The following is a 26,359-nucleotide window of genomic DNA, read 5'->3' as shown; positions in this document are numbered from 1 at the left end:
CCTTATAGTTAGGTTACATTACTCTAATGTCTCCGACAGAGCGAAGGAGTGCCCGTAAGCTACCCTCTAAATTTTATGTGGAGTCTTATAAGGTTATGGATGCCATTACAAAGTTACAAGGCTGCACTACAAGAAGTGATTTAGCATATTTATTAAATTACCGCCCATCTCATTTTGCTTACCTACTCTATAAAACAACCCCCGAACAGAAGTATTCGCAATTTAACATTGCTAAAAAAAGTGGTGGGGAAAGAGTCATTAATGCACCTACTGAAAAGTTAAAACAATTACAACGTAATCTGTCTGACTTATTGCTTGATTGCATTGATGACATAAATAAAAGTAAAAGTAAAAAAAGCACATTAGCACATGGCTTTGTTAGAGATAAATCAATAATCACAAATGCAGAAATGCATAAAAATAAAAATAATGTACTAAATATTGATCTGGAAGATTTTTTCGGTTCTTTTAACTTTGGTCGAGTAAGTGGTTTTTTTATTCGTAATAGAAATTTTTTACTAAATGAAGTAGTTGCTACAACTATAGCACAAATATGTTGTCATAATGATGAGCTTCCTCAAGGTAGCCCTTGTTCCCCTGTTATAACAAACCTTATAGCACACTCACTAGATATCAGATTGGCAAGTTTAGCGAAGAAATATTCTTGTACATATACAAGATATGCTGACGATATAACATTTTCAACTAGGAAAAACTCATTCCCAGTCGAGATTATGGCTCAAGATGAAGGAGAATATATACCTGGGCGTAGATTGATTGGTGAAATAGTCCGTTCAGGATTTCGGCTGAATCATAACAAAACTAGAATACAATTTAAAGATTCTAGACAAGATGTTACTGGGTTGATTGTAAACAACAAAATTGGCATAAAGCGCGAGTATCGCCAATTGACAAAGTCAATGTGTAATAGTCTTTTTCAAACAGGTAAGTATACTAAAATTGTTAATGGAGAGCATGTTGAAGGTTCGATAAATGAACTGGAAGGACGATTGAACTTTATAGACTCTGTTGATTTTTATAATAGAATAAATCATCCAGAGGTACTAAGTATTCTCTATGCACATAGAAATCATGGGTATAAAACTAGAGCTCTATTAAGTAGTCGGGAAAAACTTTTAAGTAAGTTTCTTTTTTATAAAAATTTCTATAATGCAGATAAACCAACAATTCTTTGCGAAGGTAAAACTGACAATATTTATTTATTGTCAGCATTGAATATACTTTCTCCTGACTATAAGTTGTTAGCGTCCGCTGCAACTAAGACTAAAAAGTTTGAACCAAAGGTTCAGTTTTTTAATTACTCTAAAAGAACGAGATTTCTATTAGAGCTGTATGGTGGTACATCGTACCTATCAGGGTTTATTGCAAGCTACCAGCATCATTTTTTATTGTATAAAGCACCAAATCCTAAATGCCCTGTAGTTATTGTCTTGGATAATGATGCAGGGCTTAAAGATATTATTAAAGAACTTTGCAAAATTAAATCGTGCACATTTAGCCCTAGAAAGGCAAAGGGTGTCGATGTGGGGGAAGCCATTAAAACTACAGATTTTGTTCATGTTTGTAATAATTTGTACCTTGTTATCACACCTCTTGATGGTGATAAAGATACAATGATTGAACATTCATTTGAAAAGCATTTATGGGCGACAAAAATCAATAATAGAGTGTTTGATCCAACCGAAAAAATAGAACCAAAGAGTAATTATTATGGGAAAAATGTATTTGCTACCGAAGTGGTTAAGTTGAATAAGAATAAAATTAATTTTGATGGTTTTAAGCCTTTGTTTGATCGAATAACTAAAGTTATTGCACACTATGCAAAAAATAAAGATGTTTAGTATCACATCTATCCAATGTGCATTGGATCGTAACCTAAGTTATTATCTAAATTCTGCTCCATTAGTGTTAAATTAGAGAAATCACATTAATATTATGTGTATAACTCAATTTGTAACATTTTCACGTTTTGAATGGTGGAGCACTAAGATTTAACCGCTATTGACTTCGATACGTGAATACATTGTATAAGATTTTATGGGAAAGAGCGGACAGGTATACCTTTGATGCTAAAGGTTACGCCGATCCCCTGCGAAGTTGCTGAAGAGCGTTGAAGAAAATCGCGTGAGCTTGGCATGGATGCCAACCTAGCTTTCGGGGTACAGGATGTACCATCGGAAGCGTTAGCTATTTTCGAGTAAGCAGGAAGCCAGTAACTAATGCATGTAACTTCGCTAGGGGCGTCTTGGAGCATCCAAGGAGGATAGGACGAGCAGTCCTCCTTGGTCGGGTGTGGGGTGAAGCCCCACGACTTTAATCCAAACGAAGTTTGGGTAAACTCAATAGACTGCCATCTGCAAGATTGAAAAACAAAACCCCAGTAAAAACTGGGGTTTATTATTTAAGCCTTAGCTGGCAAAGGTTAGCCAGCTAAGCTAACCAATTATCGCGTTATTTGATAAACGCGAACGCATCACCGTAGAGATGCGCTTCTTCTACACCAATCTCACGGAAAATTTCCCGTGCTGCACCCACCATGTCGAAACGGCCGGCGATGTAGATGTCGTAGCCATTTAAGCTAACAAAATCTTGTTTGATTTGCGCTAACAGATTAGCGGTTTTGCCTTGCCAATTAGCGGGAGCTTCTTCGATAACTGGCACGAAGTGTAACCAAGGGTGAGCGTCGTGCCACTCGCGGGCGATGGTTTCAAAATACATGGCATCTTGAGTGCGACAACCCCAATACAGCATAGTTTCAACCTGTTGGCCGAGGGCTATTTGGTGCTCGATGATACTTTTAATGTAAGAGAAACCTGTGCCGCCGGCGATTAACAGGCGAGGGCGAATGCTTTCGTGACGCAGGTGGGCTTCGCCGCCTGGGGCTTCGATGTCGATAGTGCTGCCATCAAGGGCGCAGGCTTTCAGGCGCTCGACCACTTGCATTGGGTAGCTTTCACTCACAGCGGCGCCAATGTGTAATTCGATCAGCTCGGCGTTTGGCGCTGATGCGATAGAGAAGGGGCGTTTATCTTTTTCACCCATGACAACACATAAGTATTGCCCCGCTTGGAAATCGAAGGCGGTTTCAGGCCTTAACAATACTTGATATACGGCATCGTTAAATGGGTTAACTTTCTCTATCTTACAACGTATGGTTTTCATCAAACTTCCTTTGCACCTTTCTTCAACAGTATGTGTCTAGGTGTCGCTTTAGAGGCCTGTTATTGGCCTATTCTCTTGGCTAAAGCCGATACTTGAGTAATGGCTTAAGCTGAATTATAGGGTTGGGCTGTCGTCTATGCCTAACTCATCCCAGATTGAGTCGATCTTTTGTTTTACTTTTGGATCCATCACGATTGGCGTGCCCCATTCGCGGTTAGTTTCACCTTCCCACTTATTAGTGGCATCGAGTCCCATTTTTGAGCCTAAGCCCGCAACGGGTGAAGCAAAATCGAGGTAGTCGATCGGGGTGTTTTCGATCATCACAGTATCGCGTTTAGGGTCCATTCGGGTGGTGATCGCCCAGATCACATCCTGCCAGTCACGACAGTTCACATCTTCATCCACTATGACAATAAACTTAGTGTACATAAATTGGCGCAGGAAAGACCAAGCGCCCATCATCACTCGTTTGGCATGTCCCGGATATTGTTTGCGAATGGAGATCACTGCCATGCGGTACGAACAGCCCTCAGGTGGCAGATAAAAATCAACGATCTCAGGATATTGCTTACGCAAAATCGGCACAAACACTTCGTTTAATGCAACCCCCAGCATGGCGGGCTCATCCGGTGGACGGCCAGTGTAAGTGCTGTGGTAGATGGCATCTTTACGCTGAGTGATGTGGGTAACGGTAAATACTGGAAACTTATCGGTTTCGTTGTAGTAACCCGTGTGATCGCCGTAGGGCCCTTCTTCCGCCAGTTCCTCAGGATCGATATAGCCTTCGAGGATGATTTCACTGGTGGCGGGCACTTCTAAGTCGCAGCTTAATGCCTTACAGACTTCGGTACGTTCACCGCGCAGTAAACCGGCAAAAGCGTATTCGCTCATGGAATCGGGGACTGGGGTTACGGCACCTAGAATTGTCACAGGATCGGCGCCGAGTGCGACCACAACCGGATAACGCTCACCGGGGAATTGTTGTTTAAAATCAGCAAAATCTAACGCGCCGCCACGGTGGGACAACCAGCGCATGATCAGCTTGTTTTTACCCAGTAATTGTTGGCGATAAATGCCTAAATTCTGACGACTCTTACGCGGGCCTTTGGTGATGGTTAAGCCCCAGGTCACTAGTGGTGCGACATCGCCCGGCCAGCAATGCTGAATAGGCAATTTAGTTAAATCGACCTCATCGCCGGTTTTGATGATTTGTTGGCAAGGCGGATTACGCACTGTTTTTGGCTGCATATTCAAGGCTTGCTTGAACATAGGGATCTTAGCGATCGCGTCTTTAAAACCCCGAGGTGGCTCGGGTTCTTTTAAAAAGGCTAACAGTTCGCCCACTTCGCGCAGGGCTAATGGGTCGTCTTTGCCGAGGGCCATGGCCACACGTTTTGGCGTACCGAACAGGTTTACCAACACGGGCATGTGATGATTTTTGGGATTTTCAAATAATAGCGCAGGGCCTTGAGCGCGTAATACGCGATCGGCGATCTCTGTCATTTCTAAATGAGGATCAACTGGGTAGCTAATGCGTTTGAGTTCGCCATTGGCTTCTAAGTGATCAATAAAGCTGCGTAAATCCTTAAAACTCATGTGGAAATAGCCTCTGCGGTGAAAATCCGTGTGGCGCGCACTATAGCATTTTTCTGTTTTAGGGTTAACCAATTCAGTGATCTTCAAGCTTAGGAAGCGTAAAATGGCTACCAGTAAGTCGCGATAGATCTCGCTTACGCCCTTTATTTCGAGGTTTATATGAATATTCCTGTATGGTTTGCTCAAGAAAAGTGTGTTCAAAGTCAATCACATGGCGCGCATAAGCGGTCGCTAAAGTGCTTGGTTTTATCGCTTGTCGTGGGGATCTCACTTTTGGGGGCGCTCAGTGTGCCGACTGTGGCGGTGGCCGGAAATAGAGGCTATTCGGATCAAGACGAACGTCATGGTCATCGTGATAGCCACAGTCGTGGCGACAGTCATTACAACAATCGTTATGACAATTATTACGACAACCGCCATGTGCGCAAAGATAATCGCCATTATCGTCCCTATTATCGACCTTATTACCCTTGGGGTTTAGGACTGGGTTTAGGGCTCGCTACGGGGTGGGGATCGGGTTGGAATGTCGGTTATGGTGTGAACACCCATTGGAACAATGATTGGGGTTGGAATACATCGCGTGACGCCTACGCTCGAAATTACTGGAACTCGCCCTATTCGGGCATAGGTTTGTCGATTCCTATGCGCTACGACGATGAACCTGTGGCCATTTCTGCACCTGTACGGGTAACAACCAGTATGCAGTATTCTGCGAGTGAAGGCCGTATGGTGTCGAGTATTCCTGTAAATATGGCCGGACAAACGACTGGGCAACTGGTGTCGCAAACTAGTAACGGCACAGGCAAAACAGCTGCGACTCCGCGTCCACGCGCACCGCACAGTGTGTCTAGCTTGCCGAGCAATGCTAGGGTTGTGCAGCAGGATGGTCGTACACTTTACGAGTGGCAAGGCACGCTTTACGCTTACGACTGGAACAGTCAAACCTATCAAGAGCAGTTAGCACGATAGATTCAAATCACTTAATTACTGAAAATCGGAGCCCCATAGTGGGCTCCAATTTATTTTTAGCACTTAACTTTTTAATTAATATCATTTTATAGAATAACGGAGAAGACGTTTGGACATTGCTCAAAATCAGGCAGCTCAAAATAAGGCTAAGGGAGCCAGTACTCTGTGGGTGTTGCTCGCCTTAGCGCTTGGCACATTTGCCTTAGGCACCACAGAATTTGCTTCCATGACCTTAGTACCTTATATCGCGAGCGATTTAGGGGTAGAGGTTGCCCATGTGAGTTATGCCATTAGTGCCTATGCGCTGGGGGTTGTGGTCGGTTCGCCGATTATCATGGTGCTGGCCGTTAGGGTCAGACGGCGAACACTCTTGATTGCTTTAGCCGGGTTAATGGCGGTGGCCAATGGCTTAAGTGCGTTAGCGCCATCATTGAATTGGTTAATCTTTTTTCGTTTTCTCAGCGGCTTGCCCCACGGCGCTTATTTCGGCGTGGCTATGTTGCTCGCCGCCTCTTTAGTGCCACCAGAAATGAAGGCCCGCGCCGTATCGCGGGTGATTATTGGCCTTACGCTGGCGACGATTATCGGTGTGCCGTTTGCGACTTGGATGGGGCAAACTGTGGGCTGGCGCTCGGGCATTGGCATAGTGGCGATTTTGGCGACCATTACCGCGATAATGGTGTATTTTTTAGCACCTAATCAAGCCGTGCCCGCTGATGCGAGTCCCAAAAAAGAGCTACAAACCCTTAAAAATCGTGAGGTCTGGCTGACGCTCGGCATCGCGGCCATTGGTTTTGGCGGTATCTTCTGCGTGTATACCTATCTGGCTGAAACCTTAATCCAAGTGACACAAGTCGAGCCGTTTAAGATCCCGATCATGATGGCGGTATTTGGTATTGGCGCAACATTGGGCACCTTAGTTTGCGGCTGGGCGGCGGATAAGTCGGCCTTAGTGGCGGCGTTTTGGTCGTTAGTGTTAAGCACTGTGGTGTTGGCGATTTACCCGAGTTTGACCGGACATTACTGGGCGCTGATGCCCGTGGTATTTTTTGTCGGTTGTGGGTTAGGGCTCGCCACTATTGTGCAAGCCAGATTGATGGATGTGGCACCTGATGGGCAAGCCATGACAGGCGCTTTAGTGCAATGCGCCTTTAATCTTGCCAATGCAATAGGCCCTTGGGTGGGCAGTTTAGTGATACTGTCAGGACAAGGCATTGCCGCGACAGGTTATGCGGCGTCTTTGTTGTCATTGGGGGGACTGCTGATGTGGTGGCTGACCCACAGAGAAAGCCGTCGCGTCGTTACCCTAAACACAGCGAACTGCGCCGACTAGCGAGCGCTAAGGAAGAGACGCAGTGGTCATATTCTGCGTCTCGAATCAGCACATTTAGCCCCTTTGTATGGTGATATCGGCGATATAACCATGCTCTGTGGCAACTAAGGCTTGTTTGAGCATGCCAGCCGCTTCATCGGCGGACATAAAGCTTGAGGTATCTAAAGCCTTACCGCTACTGGGCCAAAAGCCTGTATCCATGCCGCCGGGATACACGGCAATCAACTTCATTGGGCTTTGTTTAAGCTCTAATCGCACCGACTCGATAAATCCCCGCACCGCCCATTTTGCCGCGCAGTAAGTGGATTCGCCCGCCTTGGCGGCCAGTGCTGCGGTGGACATGACCACAACCACTGTGACTGCTTGATCTTTATAGCGTTTCACTAATTCCCGCACTAACAGAATCGTCGAGGTGACATTGTTATTGAGCAGGCTTTGGATATCGTTCGCCCCTTGGGTTTCAATCGCACCAAAGTAGCCGCTGCCCGCACAGTGGATCACGGTTTTAGGGGCTTGCGTTAGGCCATCGAACAGGGCTTCGAGACTCGATTCACTGGCGAGATCGGCGGTGATCGCGGCGATCGTTTTGTTGGAGAAGGGCGTTAATGCATTGGCGACGGTTTGTAGACGCTCGGCATGGCGGCCTGTGAGTGTCAGTGCTTCGTTCTCTTTGGCGTAGAGCGATGCGAGTGCCGCGCCTAAACCACTGCTGGCGCCGGTAATTAATATCATAGTGACCTCGGTTAATGCTGTCTTGGCTTGAAAACCGCATCTTAAACTCAAGTGCGCTTCAATTCATGGGAAGGCGAGCGGTTAGATTAAGGTAAATAGCGGCTGATCGAATGCCACTTCATCGCCGTCTTTGGCCCAAATAGCGCTGATCACGCCATCGCGCTCGGCTTGGATGGGATTCATCATTCTCATCGCTTCGATAATGCAGACAACTTCACCTTGGCTCACACGTTGACCGACTTTAACCAGCGGCACATCATCGAGTTCTGCCGCCGCGTAAAAAGTGCCGACCATAGGTGAGACTTGTACAAAACCTTCTGTACTTGGCGTAATGCCTGTTTGCGAATGGCTTGTTTGCTTTGCCTGTTCACTCAAAGGCGCTACTCGTGCTATGGCTGGCGTTTGCGATGACTGCATATTGGCTGGCATAGGGCTGTAGCGGGTGATGCGAATTGATTCTTCACCTTCTGTGATCGCCAGTTCTGCTATGTCAGATTCTTGTACTAACTCAATGAGTTTTTTAATTTTACGAAGATCCATTGCCATTTATCTGCCCTTGCAAAGCACGCTATTGAATGGGATTACTGTTGCTGGTTGAGCCGCTTAATGGCTGCCGCCAGTGCAAACTCATAACCTTGTGAACCGAAACCGCAAATCACGCCTATCGCCTTATCGGAAAAATAGGAATGGTGGCGAAAGGCTTCACGGGCGTGCACATTGGATAAATGCACTTCAAAGAACGGAATTGCCACGCCAAGCAGGGCATCACGCAGGGCGACGCTGGTATGGGTAAAGGCGGCGGGATTGATAATAATCATCTGGGCATCGGTTGCATGAATCGCATTGATTAGCTCAAATTCGGCGTTGGACTGAATATGTTCGAGCTCAACTCCCGCAAACTTTGCCTGCTGATTTAACTCCGCCACTATGTCGGCTAAGGTTTGATGACCATAAACGCTGGGCTCGCGGCGGCCTAAGAGGTTGAGATTGGGGCCATTGACGAGCAAAATTTTGTGACTCATTGCGCTTTCCTTTACGGCATGCCTTGGGATTTATGCTGGGATTAAAGTTGGAATAAATTTATTTCAGTTTTCTACATAGGCCATTAACTTAACCTGTTCAAATCGATTTTGCATTATCCGTTAGTCAATTGTGTGCGAGCTGATCATGTGCGAGCCGATTATACCTTTGAAATCCTGTGCCATTGTTGGCTGGGTTCAATTGCGGTTATTTCTCTGGTACCGAGTTAGCAATTGCCTAAGTTGACTGTCAGTTGAGTTAATTGTCATCTAAGTTAACTGTCACCTAAGTTAATAGTCACTCTTCTGTTGACGCATGGCCTTAGTGGCACCTTTTTGTTTCTTGGTTTCTAATCGCCGAGTTTGGCTGCCTTTAGTGGCGCGGGTGGGGATGCGTTTTTTCTGCACTTCACCGACACTGGCAATCAAGGCGATAAATTGCTCCAAGGCTGTTTGGCGGTTGGCATCTTGGCTGCGACTCGCTTGACATTTGATGATGATTTTGCCGCTTTTAGTGATGCGGTGATCCGCCTTGTTGAGCAAGCGTTCTTGGTAAAACTCGGGTAATGATGAGCTTTTAATATCGAAAATCAGCTGCGCAGCGGTGGACACTTTATTTAAGTGCTGGCCGCCTGCACCACTCGAACGGATAAATTGCCACTCGATTTCATTTTCCTGAAGTTCCACACGGTTTGAGATTTTTATCATGGCAAACTTAGGCATTTTTCAGCATGGATTGAGAAGCCATCAATAATGACTTATGGCTTTCCAATAGATTTGTTATCATCGGGCGCATTCTTTGCCGCTGCATTGGCTAAAGCCATTGCCTGCAAAAGTGTTCTCGATTCGGAGTGCCTCTATGTTATGCCAAATCCCCGATATTGCTAAGGGTGTTATCAGTCTTTTTGCCAGTGGCCGACTATCCTCCACCGATTATCGGACCCGTTTACAGCCAGCGATTAAGAGTTATCGTAAGGATTGGGGCCAAGTTTGCCTGTATATTGAGGCGGATGTGTTACTCGAAGGCTGGGAATTTGAGTCGCTGACTGGTAGTGGTGAAGTCCAGTTACCGAATTTTGAAGCCTTAGTATTTGTGGGCGGCCCTGATTGGGTAGGAAATGCGGTGCGCTTACTCGGGCCTTTTATGCAGGGCGAAGTGGCTTGGTTTCCACTCGAACAGAAAGCCAAAGCGATTGCTTGGATCACTAAGCGTTCGAATATTTAATGGTCTAATTTAGGCCATATTTACAAGGAATTAAGTATGTCATTATTGAAATCGGGCTCTGTTTCTTCGCTGACAGTTTCTAAGGTCAGTGCGATTGCGTTAGTCTTGGCATTTACCGCTGGACTGAGTGCCTGCGCGCCAGAAGTGGGCAGTGATGCTTGGTGTAAACAGATGAAAAATAAGCCGTCTGGCGATTGGACTGCTAACGAAGCCGCTGATTACGCTAAGCACTGTGTATTTAAATAAGCACTGTGTATTTAAATAAGTGCTGTGTGTTTAAATAAGCACTGAGTGTTTAAGTCAGCGTTAGCCTTTAGAGATCACAGCTTGAAAGACTTTGCTTGCGAGCTGTGAACTTATGTTTATCATACGGGTCAGATGTTCGGTTATCCGTTATCCGTTATCCGTTATTTGCTATAGGTGATATTTGAATTCTACCGCTAAGCCATTTTTTACTCGAATGGTAACCCTACTGATAGCCATTATCGTGCTGCAATTTGCCGGCGCGAATTTGGGTGCGCATCAGTTACATGCGGGCAATGGTGCGGAAGAAGCTGAGAATCATCCCCATCTGCAATTTAGTGCCCAAGTGACCACTTTGGCCCAATGTGTCGATTGCGTTTGCCCAAGCGAGCAAGCCTTAGGCTTTGCGGACTCCACGGGTGTCACCAGTAATCACGCGGGTGAGAACCAAAGCAACGGATTTCATTCCCACTTAGTGAAAACCACTGAAATACAAGATTTTGACCTATGCCTCGACTGTCAATGCCATGGCGGTCATGTGGCGCTGTTATCTCAGGCAGTGAGTCAGCCTGTACAGGCGTTAGAAAGCGTCTATCTGCCTACCGATGTATCCTATTTCCCGCCTGAAAATTTACCTAAATACCGCCCTCCTATCGCTTAATTCTCCAATATTCGGCTTATTTCTCGGCCTAGGACGATTGATTCATCTGATTGGATCTCATTCTATTTTGCCGCGTGATAAGTCCGTTATGTTCATCCCCCAAAAGATACGCTTGAACTGATGCTCGCAGCGTTAACTGTTGGAGCCGTCATTGGCTTTTTAGCCGTTACTGTATTGCTTGGCGGGATGATTCGATCGGCGCTTATTTGCCATGCCCAGAACGATATGATTGCTTTGCATTGAGCTATGTAAATGAAGCTCACATCTAGCCGTTTCGCTTTGGGCGCAAAAGTCAGCCGATCCACATTCGATATTGTTAGGATTTGCGATGAAAAAAACGATTCTCGCCCGTACTTTAGTTTGTCTGTTTAGATCGGGCTTGTTTAGCTGCGGATTAGTATTGGCCGCCGGATTGGTAGCCTTTGCCCTCGCGGCAGAAAATGATTCTCTTGAAGTCAACGTCCTTGAAGTCAAGGTCCTTGAAACCAAAGCCTCTGAGGCTAATGCCCCTGAAATAAATGCCTCTGAAGTTGAGGCATTTAAGGCGCAATCACTGGGTTTACCCGCCAAAGAAACCGACACGGCACATGTCAACTTTGGCCAATGGTTGCCTGAGTTACTTACACAGTTCAATCAGTTACCTGAAGTTCAGGTGCAACTAGTAAGGCAGCAACAAGCCAAACTGGCCATTCAGGCGGCAGATCGCGCTGTGTATAACCCAGAACTTGGGCTTAATTATCAAAATGCTGATACAGATGCTTATAGCTTAGGGCTGAGTCAAACCCTCGATTGGGGTGACAAGCGCGGCGTGGCGACACAGCGTGCCGAGCTTGAAGCGCAAATCCTTTTAGCAGACATAGGGTTAGAGCGTAGCCAAATGTTGGCCGAACGCTTACTGGCCTTGGCAGAACAGGCGCAAAGCCGTAAGGCGCTGACCTTTGCCGAGCAGCAATTAAGGTTTACCAAGGCGCAGCTCAATATTGCTGAGCAGCGATTGGCGGCGGGGGATTTGTCTAACGTCGAGCTGCAATTGATACAACTCGAAGTCGCCTCTAATACTGCCGACTACGCCTTAGCCGAGCAGGTGGCCTTAGTGGCCGATGGCAAAGTAATTGAATTACTTGGGGATAATAATTTCGCTTTTAGTGAGTTTATCAAAGAGATCCATTTCTTTGTGACTCAGGCTAAGCAAGCGCCAGCGGCCGAGTTGGGCACCTCTACATCAGCCTTGCCAGCACTGGCGAGTGCTTATCAGCAAGTGCTGCTCGCCAGAGTTAATGTCATGCAAGTCAAAGCGGAAGCTTCGGCTGACCCGACTATTAGCCTAGGCGCTGAAAAGGAAGGCACGGACAATAAGCTCGGTGTCGGCGTGTCGATTCCTCTACAAGTTCGCAATAACTACAGTGAGTTACAGGCAGTGGCCGATAAGGGCATCGCTATCGCGGAGCAAGGCTATCTTGCCCGTGAGCGAGTGCTTACCGCTAAGCAGAAACAATTCCTCTATGCGTTACCGCGTTTACTTGAACGTTACCAAGACTGGCGTGAGTTAGTGCAAGTGTCAGGTGCTAAAGCCGCTAAATCCTTAAGCCAACAATGGCAGGCGGGGGATGTGAGTACTAGCGAGTACTTACAGAGCCGTCGTCAGTTAGCCGCCAGTTATTTGGTGGGCTTAAACCTAGAAACGGCTATCTATCAAAGTTGGTTAACTTGGATGGGCGAAAGCGGCCAGCTTATGCCTTTTATCGAAAAGCTCATTATCGAAAAGCTAAATGCAGTCCCTTCGATAACATCTAATGCCGCCGCACGCACAGTAAACCCATGAGGTCACAATAATGAATTCAAATACTCACCACGAAAATGTCCTTCAACTGGATGCTGTAATGACGCCTAAAAAGCGTCGGTTTAACCTATCAAAAATTGCGCTCGCATTATTCGTGCTGAGCACGCTGGCATTTCTCGCTCAGCCTGTATTGGCTGGCGGTGATCACGCTCCCGTCGCTAAGGCAAGCGGCGATTCGGTAACGCAAACGGCGCCGACGGATGAACACGGCGAACAGGCGTTGAAATTGACCGAAGCGCAGCAAGCCTTGGCGGGGATTAGCTTGTTACCTTTGTCGAGCGATAGCTTGAACCTCGCCAATTTGAATCTCGATATTAGGGCGACGGCGACCTTAGTGGTGGATCGCGATCGAACCGCGACCCTTGCGCCGCAGCTCGATGTGCGTGTGTTGGCGCGCCATGTGGTGCCGGGACAAGAAGTGAAAAAAGGTGAGCCTTTACTTACCTTGGGTGGCGCAGCCGTTGCGCAGGCACAGGCGGACTACATTAATGCCGCTGCCGAATGGAGCCGAGTCAAACGCATGAGTGAAGGTGCGGTTAGCGTCAGTCGGCGGATGCAGGCGCAGGTGGATGCCGAACTTAAACGGGCGATTTTAGAGGCAATTAAGATGACGCCCGCGCAAATTCGTGCACTGGAATCGACGCCCGAAGCCATAGGCAGTTATCAACTCTTAGCACCAATTGACGGCAGAGTGCAGCAGGATATCGCCATGCTAGGTCAAGTTTTTAGCGCGGGCACACCCTTAATGCAACTGACCGATGAATCCTATTTATGGGTTGAGGCGCAGTTAACCCCAACTCAAACTACGTATATCCAGGTTGGCAGTTCAGCTTTAGTGCAAGTAGGGGATAAGACGTTGGCAGGTAAGATCATCGGTCGCTCCCATGAACTCGACAGCGTAACGCGCACCGAGCAAGTGCTGGTGAGTATGCCCAATCCTGATCATGTGTTGCATGCGGGGCAATTTGCTGAACTCTACTTTGCTGGCTCTACTACCGATCCAAACGGCAGTGGCATAGTGCTGCCCGATACGGCGTTGACCCGTGGCGGCGATGGCGATTGGCAGATTTTTATTCAAGATGAGGATGGCTTCGAGTCCATTGAGGTAGAAGTGGTGCAGCGTCAACGTGGTCTGAGTCTAGTGCGTGGACCTGAGCTTGAAAAAGCCCAACAGGCACAGCTCAAGGTTGTGGTGGCTGGCGCGTTCTTCTTGGCATCCGAGCAGGCGAAAGCGGGCTTTGATATTCACGCCCACTAATATGAGCGCCCTTATTTTGGAGATTTTCTATGTTGCAAAAGTTAATCGAAGCCGCGATTAAAAATCGGCTGTTAGTGGTATTGGCTCTGCTCGCCGTGATTGTGGGCTGTGTGGCCATGTTACCTAAGTTGAATCTCGATGCCTTTCCTGATGTGACTAACGTGCAAGTGACCATCAATACAGCGGCCGAAGGCTTAGCTGCAGAAGAGGTGGAAAAACTTATCAGTTATCCGGTGGAATCGGCCATGTACGCCTTGCCAGCTGTGACTGAGGTGCGCTCGTTATCGCGTACCGGCTTGTCGATTGTGACTGTGGTATTTGCCGAGGGGACGGATATTTACTTCGCTCGTCAGCAAGTGTTTGAACAGTTGCAGGCGGCGCGGGAGATGATCCCAAGCGGCGTCGGAGTGCCGGAAATCGGCCCCAATACCTCGGGATTAGGGCAGATTTATCAGTATATTCTGCGTGCAGAACCTAACTCTGGCATTAATGCCGCCGAGCTGCGTAGCTTAAATGATTATCTGGTGAAGTTGATATTGATGCCCGTGGGCGGCGTGACTGAAGTCTTGTCTTTTGGTGGCGATGTGCGCCAATACCAAGTGCAGGTCGACCCGAATAAACTGCGTGCCTATGGCTTGTCTATGGCGCAGGTGACAGAAGCGCTAGAGAGCAATAACCGCAACGCTGGCGGTTGGTTTATGGACCAAGGCCAAGAGCAACTTGTGGTGCGCGGCTATGGCATGTTGCCCGCAGGAGACGCTGGATTAACGGCGATCGCGCAGATCCCTCTGACCGAAGCCAGCGGCACGCCAGTGCGTATTGGCGATATCGCTCAGGTGGATTTCGGCAGCGAGATCCGTGTCGGGGCTGTGACTATGACGCGCCGCGATGAATCAGGCCAAGTGCAAAATCTCGGTGAAGTGGTGGCTGGTGTCGTGCTCAAACGCATGGGGGCAAACACTAAGGCGACGATTGACGATATTGGTGCACGGGTGAGCCTTATTGAGCAGGCCTTGCCCGATGGCGTGTCCTTTGAGGTGTTTTACGACCAAGCGGATCTGGTCGATAAGGCTGTGACCACAGTGCGCGATGCGCTGCTAATGGCCTTTGTGTTTATCGTGGTGATCTTGGCGTTGTTCCTCGTCAATATCCGTGCGACCTTGTTGGTGTTGCTGTCGATTCCAGTGTCTATCGGGCTCGCGCTTATGGTGATGTCCTATTATGGTCTGTCGGCAAACCTGATGTCGCTCGGCGGCTTAGCAGTGGCGATTGGTATGTTAGTCGATGGCTCTGTGGTGATGGTAGAGAATATTTTCAAACACTTAACCCAACCGGATCGCCGCCATTTACCTGAGGCGAGGGCGCGTGCCGATGGTGAGGACGATCCCTATCACAGTGAGGAGGATGGCGCTAAAGCCAGTGGTGATGTCAGCGAATCGAATATGGTTATTCGGATAATGCTCGCGGCAAAAGAGGTGTGTAGTCCAATCTTCTTCGCCACCGCCATTATTATCGTCGTATTTGCGCCGCTGTTTGCACTCGAAGGCGTTGAAGGCAAGCTGTTCCAGCCGATGGCGGTCAGTATTATTTTGGCTATGATGTCGGCGCTGCTGGTGGCGCTGATCGCCGTGCCAGCCCTTGCCGTGTATCTGTTTAAGCGCGGTGTGATGCTTAAACAAAGTGTTATTTTAGCGCCACTGGATGCCGCTTATCGCAAGTTACTGACGGCAACGCTTGCTAGGCCAAAGGTGGTGATGCTCAGCGCCTTGGTGATGTTCGGCTTGAGTCTATTATTGCTACCAAGGCTGGGTACCGAATTTGTGCCTGAACTGGAGGAAGGCACGATTAACTTGAGGGTGACGCTGGCACCGACGGCGAGTTTAGGTACTTCGCTTCAAGTAGCACCTAAGCTTGAGGCTATTTTGCTAGCATTTCCCGAGGTGGAATATGCCCTGAGCCGCATTGGTGCACCTGAATTGGGCGGCGATCCCGAGCCTGTGAGTAATATTGAAGTCTATATTGGCTTGAAACCGATAGCAGAGTGGCAGTCGGCAAGCTCGCGTTTGGAACTGCAACGCTTGATGGAGGAAAAGCTCAGCGTGTTCCCTGGACTCTTGTTGACCTTTTCGCAGCCGATTGCGACTCGGGTAGATGAATTACTTTCGGGGGTAAAAGCCCAGTTAGCGATCAAAATCTTCGGCCCAGATTTAGCAGTATTGTCACAGAAAGGCCAAGCGCTTACCGATCTTGTCGCGAAAATCCCCGGTGCCGTGGATGTGTCGCTTGAGCAAGTGAGCGGTGAGGCGCAATTAGTCGTGCGCCCCAAACGCGAGCTATTGGCGCGTTACGGCATCAGTGTCGATCAAGTGATGAGCCTCGTCAGCCAAGGTATTGGCGGCGCGAGTGCAGGGCAAGTGATCGATGGCAATGCCAGATACGACATCAATGTGCGACTCGCGGCCGAGTTTCGCCAAAGCCCTGATGCGATTAAAGACTTATTACTCAGTGGTACAAATGGCGCCACAGTGCGCTTAGGGGAAGTCGCCAGCGTCGAAGTGGAAATGGCGCCGCCGAATATTCGCCGTGACGATGTGCAGCGCCGTGTTGTGGTGCAGGCCAACGTGGCGGGGCGCGATATGGGCTCGGTTGTAAAAGATATTTATGCCCTAGTGCCAAAGGCGGATTTGCCAGCGGGATATACAGTGATCATTGGCGGCCAGTATGAGAATCAGCAGCGAGCGCAGCAAAAGTTGATGCTAGTGGTGCCGATTTCTATCGCCTTGATTGCCTTGTTGTTGTACTTCTCCTTTGGTTCATTCAAGCAAGTGTTGCTCATCATGGCGAACGTGCCCTCAGCTTTGATTGGCGGCATAGTGGCCCTGTATGTCAGTGGCACTTATTTATCTGTGCCTAGCTCTATTGGCTTTATCACTCTATTTGGGGTAGCGGTGCTCAACGGTGTGGTGCTGGTGGATTCGATTAATCAGCGCAGGCAAAGCGGCGAAGCACTCTATGATTGTGTTTATGAGGGCACGGTTGGGCGTTTACGGCCGGTATTGATGACGGCACTGACCTCGGCCTTAGGTTTGATCCCGATTTTATTGTCATCGGGTGTCGGCAGTGAGATCCAAAAGCCCTTGGCAGTGGTGATTATCGGTGGCTTGTTTAGCTCGACGGCGCTGACCTTACTCGTCTTGCCGACCTTGTATCGCTGGTTATATCGCGGCGATAAGCGCATTGATGAGCTCGGTTAATCACAAGTAAGCCGTCATCGTGGGCAATAACTTGTTATGTTTCGGGTTATTGCCTTCGTTGTAGACAGGGTTATCACATTGACTAAAACTCTAAAAATCAGTGAGCTAAAGAGTGATAGATGGGCTAGTCTTAGAGTCGACATTAAGGACATTCATTTCTGGAGAACATTATGATTGCGGTAATTTTTGAAGTCATCCCGACAAAGGAAGGGAAGGAAGAGTATCTGCACGTGGCGGCTGAAATGCGCCAATATTTAGAAGGCCGCAAGGGATTGATTTCGATCGAACGTTTTCAGAGCCTAACCGACGATGGCAAAGTACTGAGCCTGTCGTTCTGGGAGGACCAAGCTTCCATCACCCAATGGCGTAATCAGATGGCCCACAGCATTGCTGAGCAAACGGGTATAGTGCCCTGTTTGTTTAACTCTTATCGCATTCGGGTGGCAGAAGTAGTGCAAGATTACAGTGAAACTGTGCATGTTGAAGCTGAGTAATCACTTATCTCGCTGATGTAAAAAACAAAACCCATCTCTAGAGATGGGTTTTTTATGCGTGACACTCAAGTTTGAGATTATTTTTCTTGTTGAGCTTTCAATAGATCGCGGATTTCAGACAGCAACTCTTCTTCTTTGGTCGGTGCTGGTGGCGCTTTAGGCGCATCTTCTTCCTTGCGTTTTAGGGTGTTAATGGCTTTTAAACCCATAAAAATGGCGAAGGCGATAATCGTAAAGTCGATAATAGTCTGAATGAATTTGCCATAGGCAATGACCACAGAAGGCGCATCGCCTTGAGCTGCCTGTAGCACTATGCTCAAATCACTAAAATTCACGCCGCCTAGGATGATGCCAATTGGTGGCATGATGACATCGGCCACGAAGGACGAGACGATTTTGCCGAATGCGGCACCTATGATAATACCAACGGCCATGTCGATCACATTGCCACGGGACGCAAAAGCCTTGAACTCTTTAATTAAGCTCATTAGGTTTCCTCCAAAATTGAGATTAAATGTTAAATTTTATTGTGCAAACTGTATCAGGAAAACCTAAGGTCTTTTGCAGCCTGTTACCTTGCCAAGCTTATAGGGGCTTATGGATTAAGGCAATTCTGACATAGAGGATTTATCCTCAAGGCAATGATTTACACTTTACAAAGTAACAATTGTTACTGTTTGGGGTATTCGATTTATTCATCTAGATCGGCATGGCCGATAAAATCAGGGACTTCTAAGACTTGCGATCCCCAACGTTTAAATAGGGAGCTATAGATGAATTCGATAAAGACGCGGTATTTTCGCGGTAGATACGCCCGCTGTGGATAGCTAAGCACGACCTTAGTTTGCACCATTGGATAGTCATCTAGTAGCGGGATTAAATCGCCTTTTTCTAATGCGACTTGGGCTATGATGGATGGCACCGCAGTGATCCCAAGCCCCGCAATGGCGGCCTCGCGAGCGAGGGTGACATTGTTTACCGTCAGTTGAGTCTTGGGCTCGGCGACAATCCAAGTTTTGCCATCGAATAATTTCCACGCACCTTCGATATGCGCCGACTGCAAGCGAATCGCTTTATGTTTGGCTAAGTCCTGTGGCACCTTGGGCGTTCCATGGGCAGCTAAATAAGCTGGGCTTGCCATGAGCGATTTATGGGCGTTGACTAAGGCATAGCTTTGCAAGCGAGTGTCACCCGAATCGGCAATTTGAAATAATAGATCGATGCCTTCTTCTATCACATCAACCTTTCGATTGGTGAGTTCAGCCTCTATGGTGATTTCGGGATAAAGCGTTAAAAACTGCGCGAAAATCGGCCCTAAAAACAATTGGCCTAATTCAATTGGGCAGACAATTTTTAGATTGCCTTTAATCAATTGCTGTTGGGCGCTGAGCTGATTTTCGGCGCTCTGCAGATCGGTGAGGATCTTATTGATCCTATTGTAATAACTCGATCCTGCTTCGGTGAGTTTTAGGGCTCTGGTGGTGCGAAACAGCAGTTGTGTGCCGGTATCGGCTTCGAGTTCGGCTATCTTACGACTGACTGTTGCCTTAGTGAGCCCAAGGGCTTTAGCTGCGCCAGTAAAGCTACCTTGCTCGACCACTTGAGCGAAAATTTGCACGCGATTGAGATCCATCATTGTTACACCTGTGAAACAGTGGGTTGATTTTTTACTGACTAATAAACTTAGTGAGACAGTAGTACACTAGATATCACTAATCAAGGAGTCATTCATGTCCAAAAGTAAACTCATTATCGCCGTTCCACTGTTACTCACTGCAGTTGCAGGGGGCGGTTATTACTGGTGGACACAGGTACGTTTTATCGAAACTACGGATAACGCTTATGTTGAGGCCGATATTTCCCATATCAGCGTGAAAGTGCCCGGCTACGTTGTGTTAAGCGATGTAACCGATAACCAGCATGTGCAAAAGGGTGAGTTATTAGCTCAGCTGGAAGATAACCAATTTAGTGCCAAAGTAAGTCAAGCCGAAGCCTCACAGGCGAGTGCGAAGGCAGACTTGCAAACCTTAGCCGCAAAGGTGGAGTTGCAACGGGCGTTAATCACTCAAGCCAGCGCAGGCGTGGTAGCGGCAAAGGCCGATAAAATACGGGCACAGCAACAATTGAGCCGTTCGAAAAAGCTTAAAGTCAGTAATTACAGCTCCCAAGATGATGTCGATCAACTGCAAGCAGGATTTGATTCTGCCGCCGCCCGTCTCGATGAAGCTCAAGCCGTGTTAGTGGCAAAGCAACGTGAGTTAGCGGTTTTTAATGCCCAATTAGATCAGGCGGGTTCTGTGGTTGAACAGGCCAATGCGACTTTAGAACTGGCGAAAATTCAGTTAAATGATACCCGCGTGACCGCACCTTTTTCTGGGGTGATTGGTAAACGTGGCGCTATGGTGGGGCAGTACGTGCAACCCGGCCAAGCACTCTACAGTTTGGTTCCGGATGGGGCAGTGTGGATCACGGCGAACTTTAAAGAGACCCAGATCCAACATATGCAACCAGGACAGTCGGTGCAGGTCAGTCTCGATGCGTTTCCCGACAAAACCTTTATAGGTGTTATCGATAGTCTGTCACCGGCGTCCGGAGCCAAATTCAGTCTACTGCCAGCGGAAAACGCCACAGGTAACTTCACTAAAATCGTGCAGCGTATTCCCGTGCGTATTCGCTTAGATTTAACTGAGGAAGAAGCACACATGCTACCGGGCTTAAGTGCAGTCGTAAAAGTGGATACGGCATCTGAGTCATCAACATCGGCAATCGCTGCAAATACAGGTCGTTAGTATGAGCGCAACTGGCTCTATCACTGCGTCTGCCGATATGGAGGCGCAGGGCATCAGTGTACCTAGAAAGCCTACCGATTATGAGCGTGGCAGTCGCCGTTCATGGATTGCGGTATTTGGTGGTTTGATCGGCGCCTTTATGGCGATCCTCGATATTCAAATCACCAACGCATCGATGAAGGAGATTCAAGGAAGCCTTGGGGCAACGCTCGAAGAAGGCAGCTGGATTTCAACCGCGTATCTGGTTGCTGAGATGATCGCGATCCCGCTCTCTGGCTGGCTCAGCACAGGATTGTCGGTCAGGCGTTATCTGTTATGGACCACGGCTGCTTTTATCTTTGCTTCTGTGCTTTGCTCAATCGCGTGGAACTTAGAGGCCATGATCGCCTTTCGGGCGCTACAGGGCTTTTTTGGTGGTGCACTAATTCCGCTGGCCTTTAGGCTTATTCTTGAGTTTTTACCCGATAACAAACGTGCCGTCGGCATGGCGTTATTTGGCGTGACGGCGACTTTTGCGCCTTCAATCGGCCCGACCTTAGGCGGTTGGCTGACCGAGCAATTTAGCTGGCATTATCTGTTTTATATCAATGTGCCACCGGGTTTGTTGGTGATGGCCATGTTGGCCTACGGTTTAGAGAAGCAGTCGGTCGTTTGGGATAAGCTGAAGAATGTTGATCTGGCGGGCATAGTCACTATGGCGCTGGGTATGGGTTGCCTTGAAGTGGTGCTCGAAGAAGGTAACCGCAAGGACTGGTTTGGCTCGGAGCTCATTCGTAATCTGGCCATTATTGCCGTCGTGAATCTGGTGTTGTTTGTTTGGATCCAGCTAAGGCGTAAAGAACCGTTAGTGAATTTACGCCTGCTTGGTAAGCGTGATTTTGTGCTCTCTACCGTGGCGTATTTTTTACTGGGCATGGCACTATTCGGCGCTATTTATTTGATCCCGCTTTATCTATCACAAGTCCATGATTACACACCGTTAGAAATTGGTGGTGTGATTATGTGGATGGGATTTCCGCAGCTATTGGTCTTGCCCTTAGTGCCGAAATTGATGGAGCGATTCGATAGTCGTTATCTCGCTGCCTTTGGCTTTTTAATGTTCGCCATTAGCTATTACATGAATAGCCAGATGACCGCAGATTATGCCGGACCGCAGATGATCGCTTCGCAAGTCGTGCGGGCCTTAGGTCAGCCTTTTATTCTGGTGCCTATTGGTATGCTTGCGACTATGCATTTAAAACCCCATGAAAATGCCTCGGCATCGACGGTATTAAACGTGATGCGTAACTTAGGTGGTGCTTTTGGTATCGCGCTGGTGGCGACCCTGACTGACACTTTGTCGCGCGGGCATTTGGCTCATATTAAGGAATCTTTACCCGCAGTGAGCACGCAAGCACAGGATTATTTAACCCAAAGCGCAAGTATGTTGCAGGCGGGAGGTTCAGATCCCTATACCGCCGCCGCGCAGGCGAAAGCCTTGCTGGGCCAAACCATGAGTCAGCAAGCTTATATTCAGGCCTATAACGATGTGTTTTACATCATGGGCGCTCTGCTACTCATCGCCGTATTCGCTGTGCTGCTGATCCGTAAACCGACAGGGCCTGTGGCCCACGATGCCATGGTTGAGTAATAACGTTTTTCGTTATCCTGTTGTCGCCATAGATTTCCCCAGATCTATTGGTTTGCGCAACAGCTTTGCGCCTTAGTCCTCGCGGATTAAGGCGCTTTTTTATGGTCTTTATGCTGTGGTAGACTCAAAGTTCTTTTTCGATGATTTGCAGAGGGATATCGTTTGCAGTGGCAAAATCTTACATTTAATCAATTAAATGCCAATAGGCTATATGACATATTGAAGCTAAGAGTCGATGTGTTTGTGGTAGAGCAGGCCTGCGCTTATCCTGAGCTTGACGATAAGGATAGGCATCCAGAAACCCAGCATTTGATCGGTTTATCGCCAGACGGGGAACTGCTTGCCTACGCGCGTATTTTGCCGCCGGGGTTGAGTTATCCTGAGGCGAGTATCGGCCGTGTGGTGGTATCGCCAGCGGGTCGAGGCAAAGGGCTAGCCATGCCTTTAATGCAGCACGCCATTGAATCAGCACTGACGACTTGGCCCGATGCGGGGATCCAAATTGGCGCCCAAGATTACCTCAAAGCTTTCTATCAAAAACTCGGCTTTGTCGCCTGCTCTGAGATGTACTTAGAAGATGGTATTCCCCATTTGGATATGCGCTACCAATCAGCATAAGCGGCTATCAATATGAGTTATCTACATCAATTATCAACATAAGCGATCAACAAAAGCTTGGCATATAAACATTCAACATTAAGCCAATAAGGAACTGAGATGTCGACTTCAACGGACTATAGAATCAATCAACAGCAAATTGCCTGCGTGGCGAGTTTTCTGGCTAAAGAGGGCAAAACCGAAGCACTAATAGCTGCGCTCGCGAGCCTTATTCCTGATACGCGCCGCGAAGCGGGTTGTATTCGTTACGAACTCAATGTGAGCCGTGATGAACCACGCCGCGTGACGTTTGTAGAAATGTTTGTCGATATTGCCGCCTTTGATGAGCACTGCGCTAAAGATGCGATTCAACACTATTTCCACCAAGTTATGCCCGAATTGGTTGAGTCGTTTCATGTGGAAACCTATCACCAAATCATTGTTTAACCGTGAGACCAATTATTAGGAGCTTGCAGTGTTGATTAACACTATCGAGCCAGTATTTAGATCTCTATCCGAATAGAAGTCATTGATACTGCAAGTGACTAATGGCCGCAGCTGGAACCATTGCACTTTAACTCTTTAGTGCTAAAAGGCATATTAGGTAAGGATAAGGCAAAGTTGCTGGCTTAAGTTGCATTTGTCATCAATGTACCGAGTAGTTATCTACGACAAGAATGACAACCTAGACTTTGATTGTATGACTTCACTGGGATTAATAAAGCTGCCTTGCTACTTTGCTTAATTGAACCCATTCGAATTTCATCGCAGAGTGAGTTTTATATCCATTCCAATCTAAAAAGCCGAGTGGTTTATCACTCGGCTTTTAATATATCTTGGATATCGCTTTATTTAGTGAAAAACACTAATGTCCAAGGGACTACGTATGCTTGGAGTACTGTGATCACGCCAATGAAAGTACAGAAAAATAGACTGTGCTTTAGCGTAAAGCGGAAAAGATCTGATTCTTTACCCGCCAATCCCGTTGCAGCGCAAGCAACGGCAATAGATTGTGGCGAAATCATTTTGCCCGTTACACCTCCCGTAGTGTTTGCGGCGACTAATAACTCCGGTGTTACACCTATTTGGTTTGCTGTATTGGCTTGCAGCGCGCCAAATAGGGCATTTGATGAGGTGTCTGAACCTGTTAAAAACACACCTAACCAACCTAAGAATGGCGAGAAGAAGGGGAATGCTACGCCAGTGCCTGCGAGCACGAGTGCTAAGGTTGAAGATAGACCTGAATAGTTTGCGACAAAGGCAAATGCTAATACTAATCCAATTGACAATATCGGGAATTTTAATTCAATTAAAGTGTCTTTAAAGGATGTCAGTGCATTACTTATTGACATTTTAAGGACCACAATTGAGATCATTGCTGCGATTAAAATTGCTGATCCAACAGCGCCTAATAAATTAAGTTTATATATTGCTGCATAAGGGGTTTCCTTAGCGACAATAGGCGCACTTTTGATAACGAGATTATGTAAGTAAGGTACTTCAATACTGATAGTGGCAAAACTTAATGCCAGTTGTACATCTTTAAGACTCCACAGGGTTACAATCGCTGTGAGAATAATAAAGGGAGACCATGCTTTAAATATCTGGCTATTAGAAAAAGTAGATTTAGGGGTAGTAACTCTTTGTTTCATTCCTGAGAAAGTGAATATTTCTTTTGGTTGCCAGACTTTTAAAAATAACGTTAAACAAATTAGACTGACTAACGCCGAAGTAATATCGGGTAATTCGGGGCCGATAAAGTTTGAGGTCAAAAATTGGGTGATCGCAAATGAAACGCCTGCTACTAATGTTGCGGGCCAAGTTTGACGTATTCCCCTGATGCCATCCATCATTGCGATGAGCCAGAAGGGGACAATAATCGATAATATTGGCAACTGACGGCCAGCGAGTTGTCCAATATGGAATGGGTCTAGTGATGAAACCTGGCCCGCTACGATAATTGGGATACCCATAGCTCCAAAGGCGACGGGTGCCGTATTTGCGATTAAGCAAAGTCCTGCTGCATACAATGGATTGAATCCAAGCCCGACAAGTAACGCAGCTGTAATAGCAACAGGTGCCCCAAAACCAGCAGCACCTTCGAGGAAGGCTCCAAATGAAAAGCCAACCAATAGCATTTGTAATCGTTGATCTTCCGTGACTGAGATGACTGACGAGCGAATAACCTCAAATTGACCTGTTTTAACGGTGATTTTATATAAAAATACTGCGGTAATAATAATCCAAGCAATTGGCCATAGCCCATAACTAAAACCATATATAGCAGAAGCAAGCGCGATACTAATAGGCATTTTGTAGGCGAGTATCGCGACTGCTAAGGCAATTAATAAGGTTAATGCCCCAGCGATATAGCCTTTAAGTTTTAACACAGTTAAGGCTAGGAAGAAAAACACAATAGGCAGTAAAGCAACCATTGCGGTTAGCCACAAGCTACCGAGTGGCGTGTATGTTTGGGTCCAGGTCATAGGGAGGTTTCCGTAATTGTTATAATATGTTGATAAATCGTGTCGCAGCCGCAACATAGCAGATACTAGTGTTTAGTGATGTAGGATCAATCTTAAATGTTGCAATAAGTGATATGGGTCACGAGATGTGTGGATAAATGATGACGGGGAAATACCTAAATAATAATCAAGTAAAATATTGACTGTTTTAGCTATATTCACCAAGCATCTAATTTAGGTTGTATTAATATTTATTGTGTTATCAAGATTATTTTTTGTGAGTCGTGAAATTAACTAGAGTATTGTGATTTTATGAAAAACTAGGCTGTACTGATTTAGTTTTTTGGTAGTGTTTATAACAGATGGTTTATAAATATTTGTTTATCTTTAGAGATAGAAATTAATAGCAATCAATACAATACAACTGATAATGCAGTTATCTTATTGTGGCATGAATTGAGCTATAGATGTTGCCATACTCTTGTCTATGAGTTTGCTTGGCTGGAAATTTACCTTGCTATATGTGGCTGCGAGTATGACAGTAGGTTGAAATTTTTAATTTTGCAGCACAGTTCGTTGAGGAAGTAACATGAAACAAGTCAAAGTATTAGGCAGTGGTTGCGCTAAATGTAGCAAAACCGCTGAGATGATTGCGGACATATCAGAAGAAATGGGCGTGGATGTGATTGTAAAAAAGGACACAGATCCTCAAAGCCTATTGAAATTTAAAGTGATGAAAACCCCAGCGGTAGTGATCGATGGTGAGCTCATACATAGCGGCTCAGTACCGACGCGCGATGAAGTTGAGGGGTGGTTAAGGGACAGGGCGGGATCATACTTTGTTAACTAACGGAAACTTTTAGGCTTAAACAGGATCAGAGCAAGCATGTTATGCTAACGACCTATTCCTAATGTCACTGTTTGAACACTTGAAACTCATCGAAGACCCTCGCTCTCACATCAACCTAGACCATGATTTAGTTGATATTATTTTTCTTGTTTTAGCCGCTATCGCTTCAGGTTGCGATGGCTGGCAAGCTATCGAAGAATTCGGCCAAGAGAACCTATCTT

At 47.0% G+C, this 26,359-nt stretch carries 25 protein-coding genes; 16 read left to right on the top strand and 9 right to left on the bottom strand.

Annotation, left to right across the window (positions count from 1 at the left end):
- Positions 1 to 95 precede the first annotated feature (95 nt).
- Entirely contained in the window at positions 96 to 1,862 is a 1,767-nt protein-coding gene (locus L5L98_RS20255) for a retron Ec67 family RNA-directed DNA polymerase/endonuclease (protein WP_263143132.1), read from the top strand.
- Positions 1,863 to 2,472: 610 nt separating this feature from the next.
- Here the strand turns inward: L5L98_RS20255 and fre are convergent.
- Positions 2,473 to 3,183, bottom strand: coding sequence for an NAD(P)H-flavin reductase (gene fre / locus L5L98_RS20250; protein ID WP_106648267.1), 711 nt, complete (start codon positions 3,181 to 3,183; stop codon positions 2,473 to 2,475).
- Between the two features lie 114 nt (positions 3,184 to 3,297).
- Positions 3,298 to 4,779, bottom strand: coding sequence for a 4-hydroxy-3-polyprenylbenzoate decarboxylase (gene ubiD / locus L5L98_RS20245; RefSeq protein WP_263143129.1), 1,482 nt, complete (start codon positions 4,777 to 4,779; stop codon positions 3,298 to 3,300).
- Between the two features lie 159 nt (positions 4,780 to 4,938).
- Here ubiD and L5L98_RS20240 point away from each other — a divergent pair, with 159 nt between their 5' ends.
- Positions 4,939 to 5,748 carry a hypothetical protein gene (locus L5L98_RS20240; RefSeq protein WP_263143127.1) on the top strand — a complete coding sequence of 270 codons (810 nt, stop codon included), beginning with the start codon at positions 4,939 to 4,941 and terminating at the stop codon, positions 5,746 to 5,748.
- A 109-nt stretch (positions 5,749 to 5,857) separates the two neighbouring features.
- On the top strand, positions 5,858 to 7,081 hold the full coding sequence (locus L5L98_RS20235; RefSeq protein WP_263143125.1) for an MFS transporter: 1,224 nt from the start codon (positions 5,858 to 5,860) through the stop codon (positions 7,079 to 7,081).
- 54 nt (positions 7,082 to 7,135) lie between these two features.
- On the opposite strand, the gene L5L98_RS20230 is transcribed toward L5L98_RS20235, so the two are convergent.
- The 4 genes from L5L98_RS20230 to arfB form a co-directional block, all read right to left on the bottom strand.
- The gene (locus L5L98_RS20230) at positions 7,136 to 7,813 is read right to left on the bottom strand and encodes an SDR family NAD(P)-dependent oxidoreductase (RefSeq protein WP_263143121.1); all 678 of its coding nucleotides are present in this window, start codon (positions 7,811 to 7,813) and stop codon (positions 7,136 to 7,138) included.
- 81 nt (positions 7,814 to 7,894) lie between these two features.
- Positions 7,895 to 8,359, bottom strand: a complete 465-nt coding sequence (accB, locus tag L5L98_RS20225) for an acetyl-CoA carboxylase biotin carboxyl carrier protein (RefSeq protein WP_263143119.1) — start codon at positions 8,357 to 8,359, stop codon at positions 7,895 to 7,897.
- Positions 8,360 to 8,394: 35 nt separating this feature from the next.
- Complete coding sequence (gene aroQ / locus L5L98_RS20220) at positions 8,395 to 8,835, bottom strand: type II 3-dehydroquinate dehydratase (RefSeq protein ID WP_263143117.1); 441 nt, start codon at positions 8,833 to 8,835, stop codon at positions 8,395 to 8,397.
- A 288-nt stretch (positions 8,836 to 9,123) separates the two neighbouring features.
- On the bottom strand, positions 9,124 to 9,555 hold the full coding sequence (gene arfB / locus L5L98_RS20215) for an alternative ribosome rescue aminoacyl-tRNA hydrolase ArfB (RefSeq protein WP_263143115.1): 432 nt from the start codon (positions 9,553 to 9,555) through the stop codon (positions 9,124 to 9,126).
- Between the two features lie 136 nt (positions 9,556 to 9,691).
- Here arfB and L5L98_RS20210 point away from each other — a divergent pair, with 136 nt between their 5' ends.
- The 7 genes from L5L98_RS20210 to L5L98_RS20180 all read left to right on the top strand — a co-directional run bounded on the left by L5L98_RS20210 (position 9,692) and on the right by L5L98_RS20180 (position 17,807).
- Entirely contained in the window at positions 9,692 to 10,057 is a 366-nt protein-coding gene (locus tag L5L98_RS20210) for an STAS/SEC14 domain-containing protein (RefSeq protein ID WP_105250333.1), read from the top strand.
- Between the two features lie 36 nt (positions 10,058 to 10,093).
- Entirely contained in the window at positions 10,094 to 10,303 is a 210-nt protein-coding gene (locus L5L98_RS20205) for a DUF3012 domain-containing protein (RefSeq protein ID WP_076498649.1), read from the top strand.
- A 214-nt stretch (positions 10,304 to 10,517) separates the two neighbouring features.
- Positions 10,518 to 10,961, top strand: coding sequence for a hypothetical protein (locus tag L5L98_RS20200; RefSeq protein ID WP_198572034.1), 444 nt, complete (start codon positions 10,518 to 10,520; stop codon positions 10,959 to 10,961).
- Positions 10,962 to 11,289: 328 nt separating this feature from the next.
- A complete protein-coding gene (locus L5L98_RS20195; protein WP_263143113.1) occupies positions 11,290 to 12,783 on the top strand; it encodes a TolC family protein in 1,494 nt (497 codons plus the stop codon).
- Positions 12,784 to 12,793: 10 nt separating this feature from the next.
- The gene (locus L5L98_RS20190) at positions 12,794 to 14,059 is read left to right on the top strand and encodes an efflux RND transporter periplasmic adaptor subunit (protein ID WP_263143111.1); all 1,266 of its coding nucleotides are present in this window, start codon (positions 12,794 to 12,796) and stop codon (positions 14,057 to 14,059) included.
- Between the two features lie 29 nt (positions 14,060 to 14,088).
- Complete coding sequence (locus L5L98_RS20185; protein WP_263143110.1) at positions 14,089 to 17,313, top strand: efflux RND transporter permease subunit; 3,225 nt, start codon at positions 14,089 to 14,091, stop codon at positions 17,311 to 17,313.
- 170 nt (positions 17,314 to 17,483) lie between these two features.
- Positions 17,484 to 17,807: an antibiotic biosynthesis monooxygenase family protein gene (locus tag L5L98_RS20180; protein WP_025008611.1), complete on the top strand. Its 324-nt coding sequence runs from the start codon at positions 17,484 to 17,486 to the stop codon at positions 17,805 to 17,807.
- Positions 17,808 to 17,884: 77 nt separating this feature from the next.
- On the opposite strand, the gene mscL is transcribed toward L5L98_RS20180, so the two are convergent.
- Positions 17,885 to 18,295 carry a large-conductance mechanosensitive channel protein MscL gene (mscL, locus tag L5L98_RS20175; protein WP_105250328.1) on the bottom strand — a complete coding sequence of 137 codons (411 nt, stop codon included), beginning with the start codon at positions 18,293 to 18,295 and terminating at the stop codon, positions 17,885 to 17,887.
- Positions 18,296 to 18,498: 203 nt separating this feature from the next.
- The gene (locus L5L98_RS20170) at positions 18,499 to 19,443 is read right to left on the bottom strand and encodes a LysR family transcriptional regulator (RefSeq protein WP_173496249.1); all 945 of its coding nucleotides are present in this window, start codon (positions 19,441 to 19,443) and stop codon (positions 18,499 to 18,501) included.
- Between the two features lie 94 nt (positions 19,444 to 19,537).
- On the opposite strand from L5L98_RS20170, the gene L5L98_RS20165 reads away from it, so the two are divergent.
- From L5L98_RS20165 to L5L98_RS20150, 4 genes are all read left to right on the top strand, one after another.
- Entirely contained in the window at positions 19,538 to 20,596 is a 1,059-nt protein-coding gene (locus L5L98_RS20165) for an HlyD family secretion protein (protein ID WP_263143109.1), read from the top strand.
- Position 20,597: 1 nt separating this feature from the next.
- Positions 20,598 to 22,226: a DHA2 family efflux MFS transporter permease subunit gene (locus tag L5L98_RS20160; RefSeq protein ID WP_263143107.1), complete on the top strand. Its 1,629-nt coding sequence runs from the start codon at positions 20,598 to 20,600 to the stop codon at positions 22,224 to 22,226.
- A 162-nt stretch (positions 22,227 to 22,388) separates the two neighbouring features.
- Positions 22,389 to 22,844: a GNAT family N-acetyltransferase gene (locus L5L98_RS20155; RefSeq protein WP_131524255.1), complete on the top strand. Its 456-nt coding sequence runs from the start codon at positions 22,389 to 22,391 to the stop codon at positions 22,842 to 22,844.
- A gap of 99 nt (positions 22,845 to 22,943) precedes the next feature.
- Complete coding sequence (locus L5L98_RS20150) at positions 22,944 to 23,270, top strand: putative quinol monooxygenase (RefSeq protein WP_263143106.1); 327 nt, start codon at positions 22,944 to 22,946, stop codon at positions 23,268 to 23,270.
- Positions 23,271 to 23,671: 401 nt separating this feature from the next.
- Here the strand turns inward: L5L98_RS20150 and L5L98_RS20145 are convergent, their stop codons facing one another.
- The gene (locus L5L98_RS20145; protein WP_263143105.1) at positions 23,672 to 25,309 is read right to left on the bottom strand and encodes a lactate permease LctP family transporter; all 1,638 of its coding nucleotides are present in this window, start codon (positions 25,307 to 25,309) and stop codon (positions 23,672 to 23,674) included.
- A 568-nt stretch (positions 25,310 to 25,877) separates the two neighbouring features.
- On the opposite strand from L5L98_RS20145, the gene L5L98_RS20140 reads away from it, so the two are divergent.
- The gene (locus L5L98_RS20140) at positions 25,878 to 26,138 is read left to right on the top strand and encodes a thioredoxin family protein (RefSeq protein ID WP_263143104.1); all 261 of its coding nucleotides are present in this window, start codon (positions 25,878 to 25,880) and stop codon (positions 26,136 to 26,138) included.
- A gap of 61 nt (positions 26,139 to 26,199) precedes the next feature.
- The coding region (locus L5L98_RS20135; protein WP_263139880.1) for a transposase family protein at positions 26,200 to 26,359 on the top strand (160 nt) is incomplete at its 3' end.

The organism is Shewanella sp. SM23, assembly GCF_025654295.1.
Taxonomy (GTDB): Bacteria; Pseudomonadota; Gammaproteobacteria; order Enterobacterales; family Shewanellaceae; genus Shewanella; species Shewanella oncorhynchi.
Note: the sequence above shows the minus strand (reverse complement) of the source record. Positions and strands in the feature narration are given on the sequence as shown.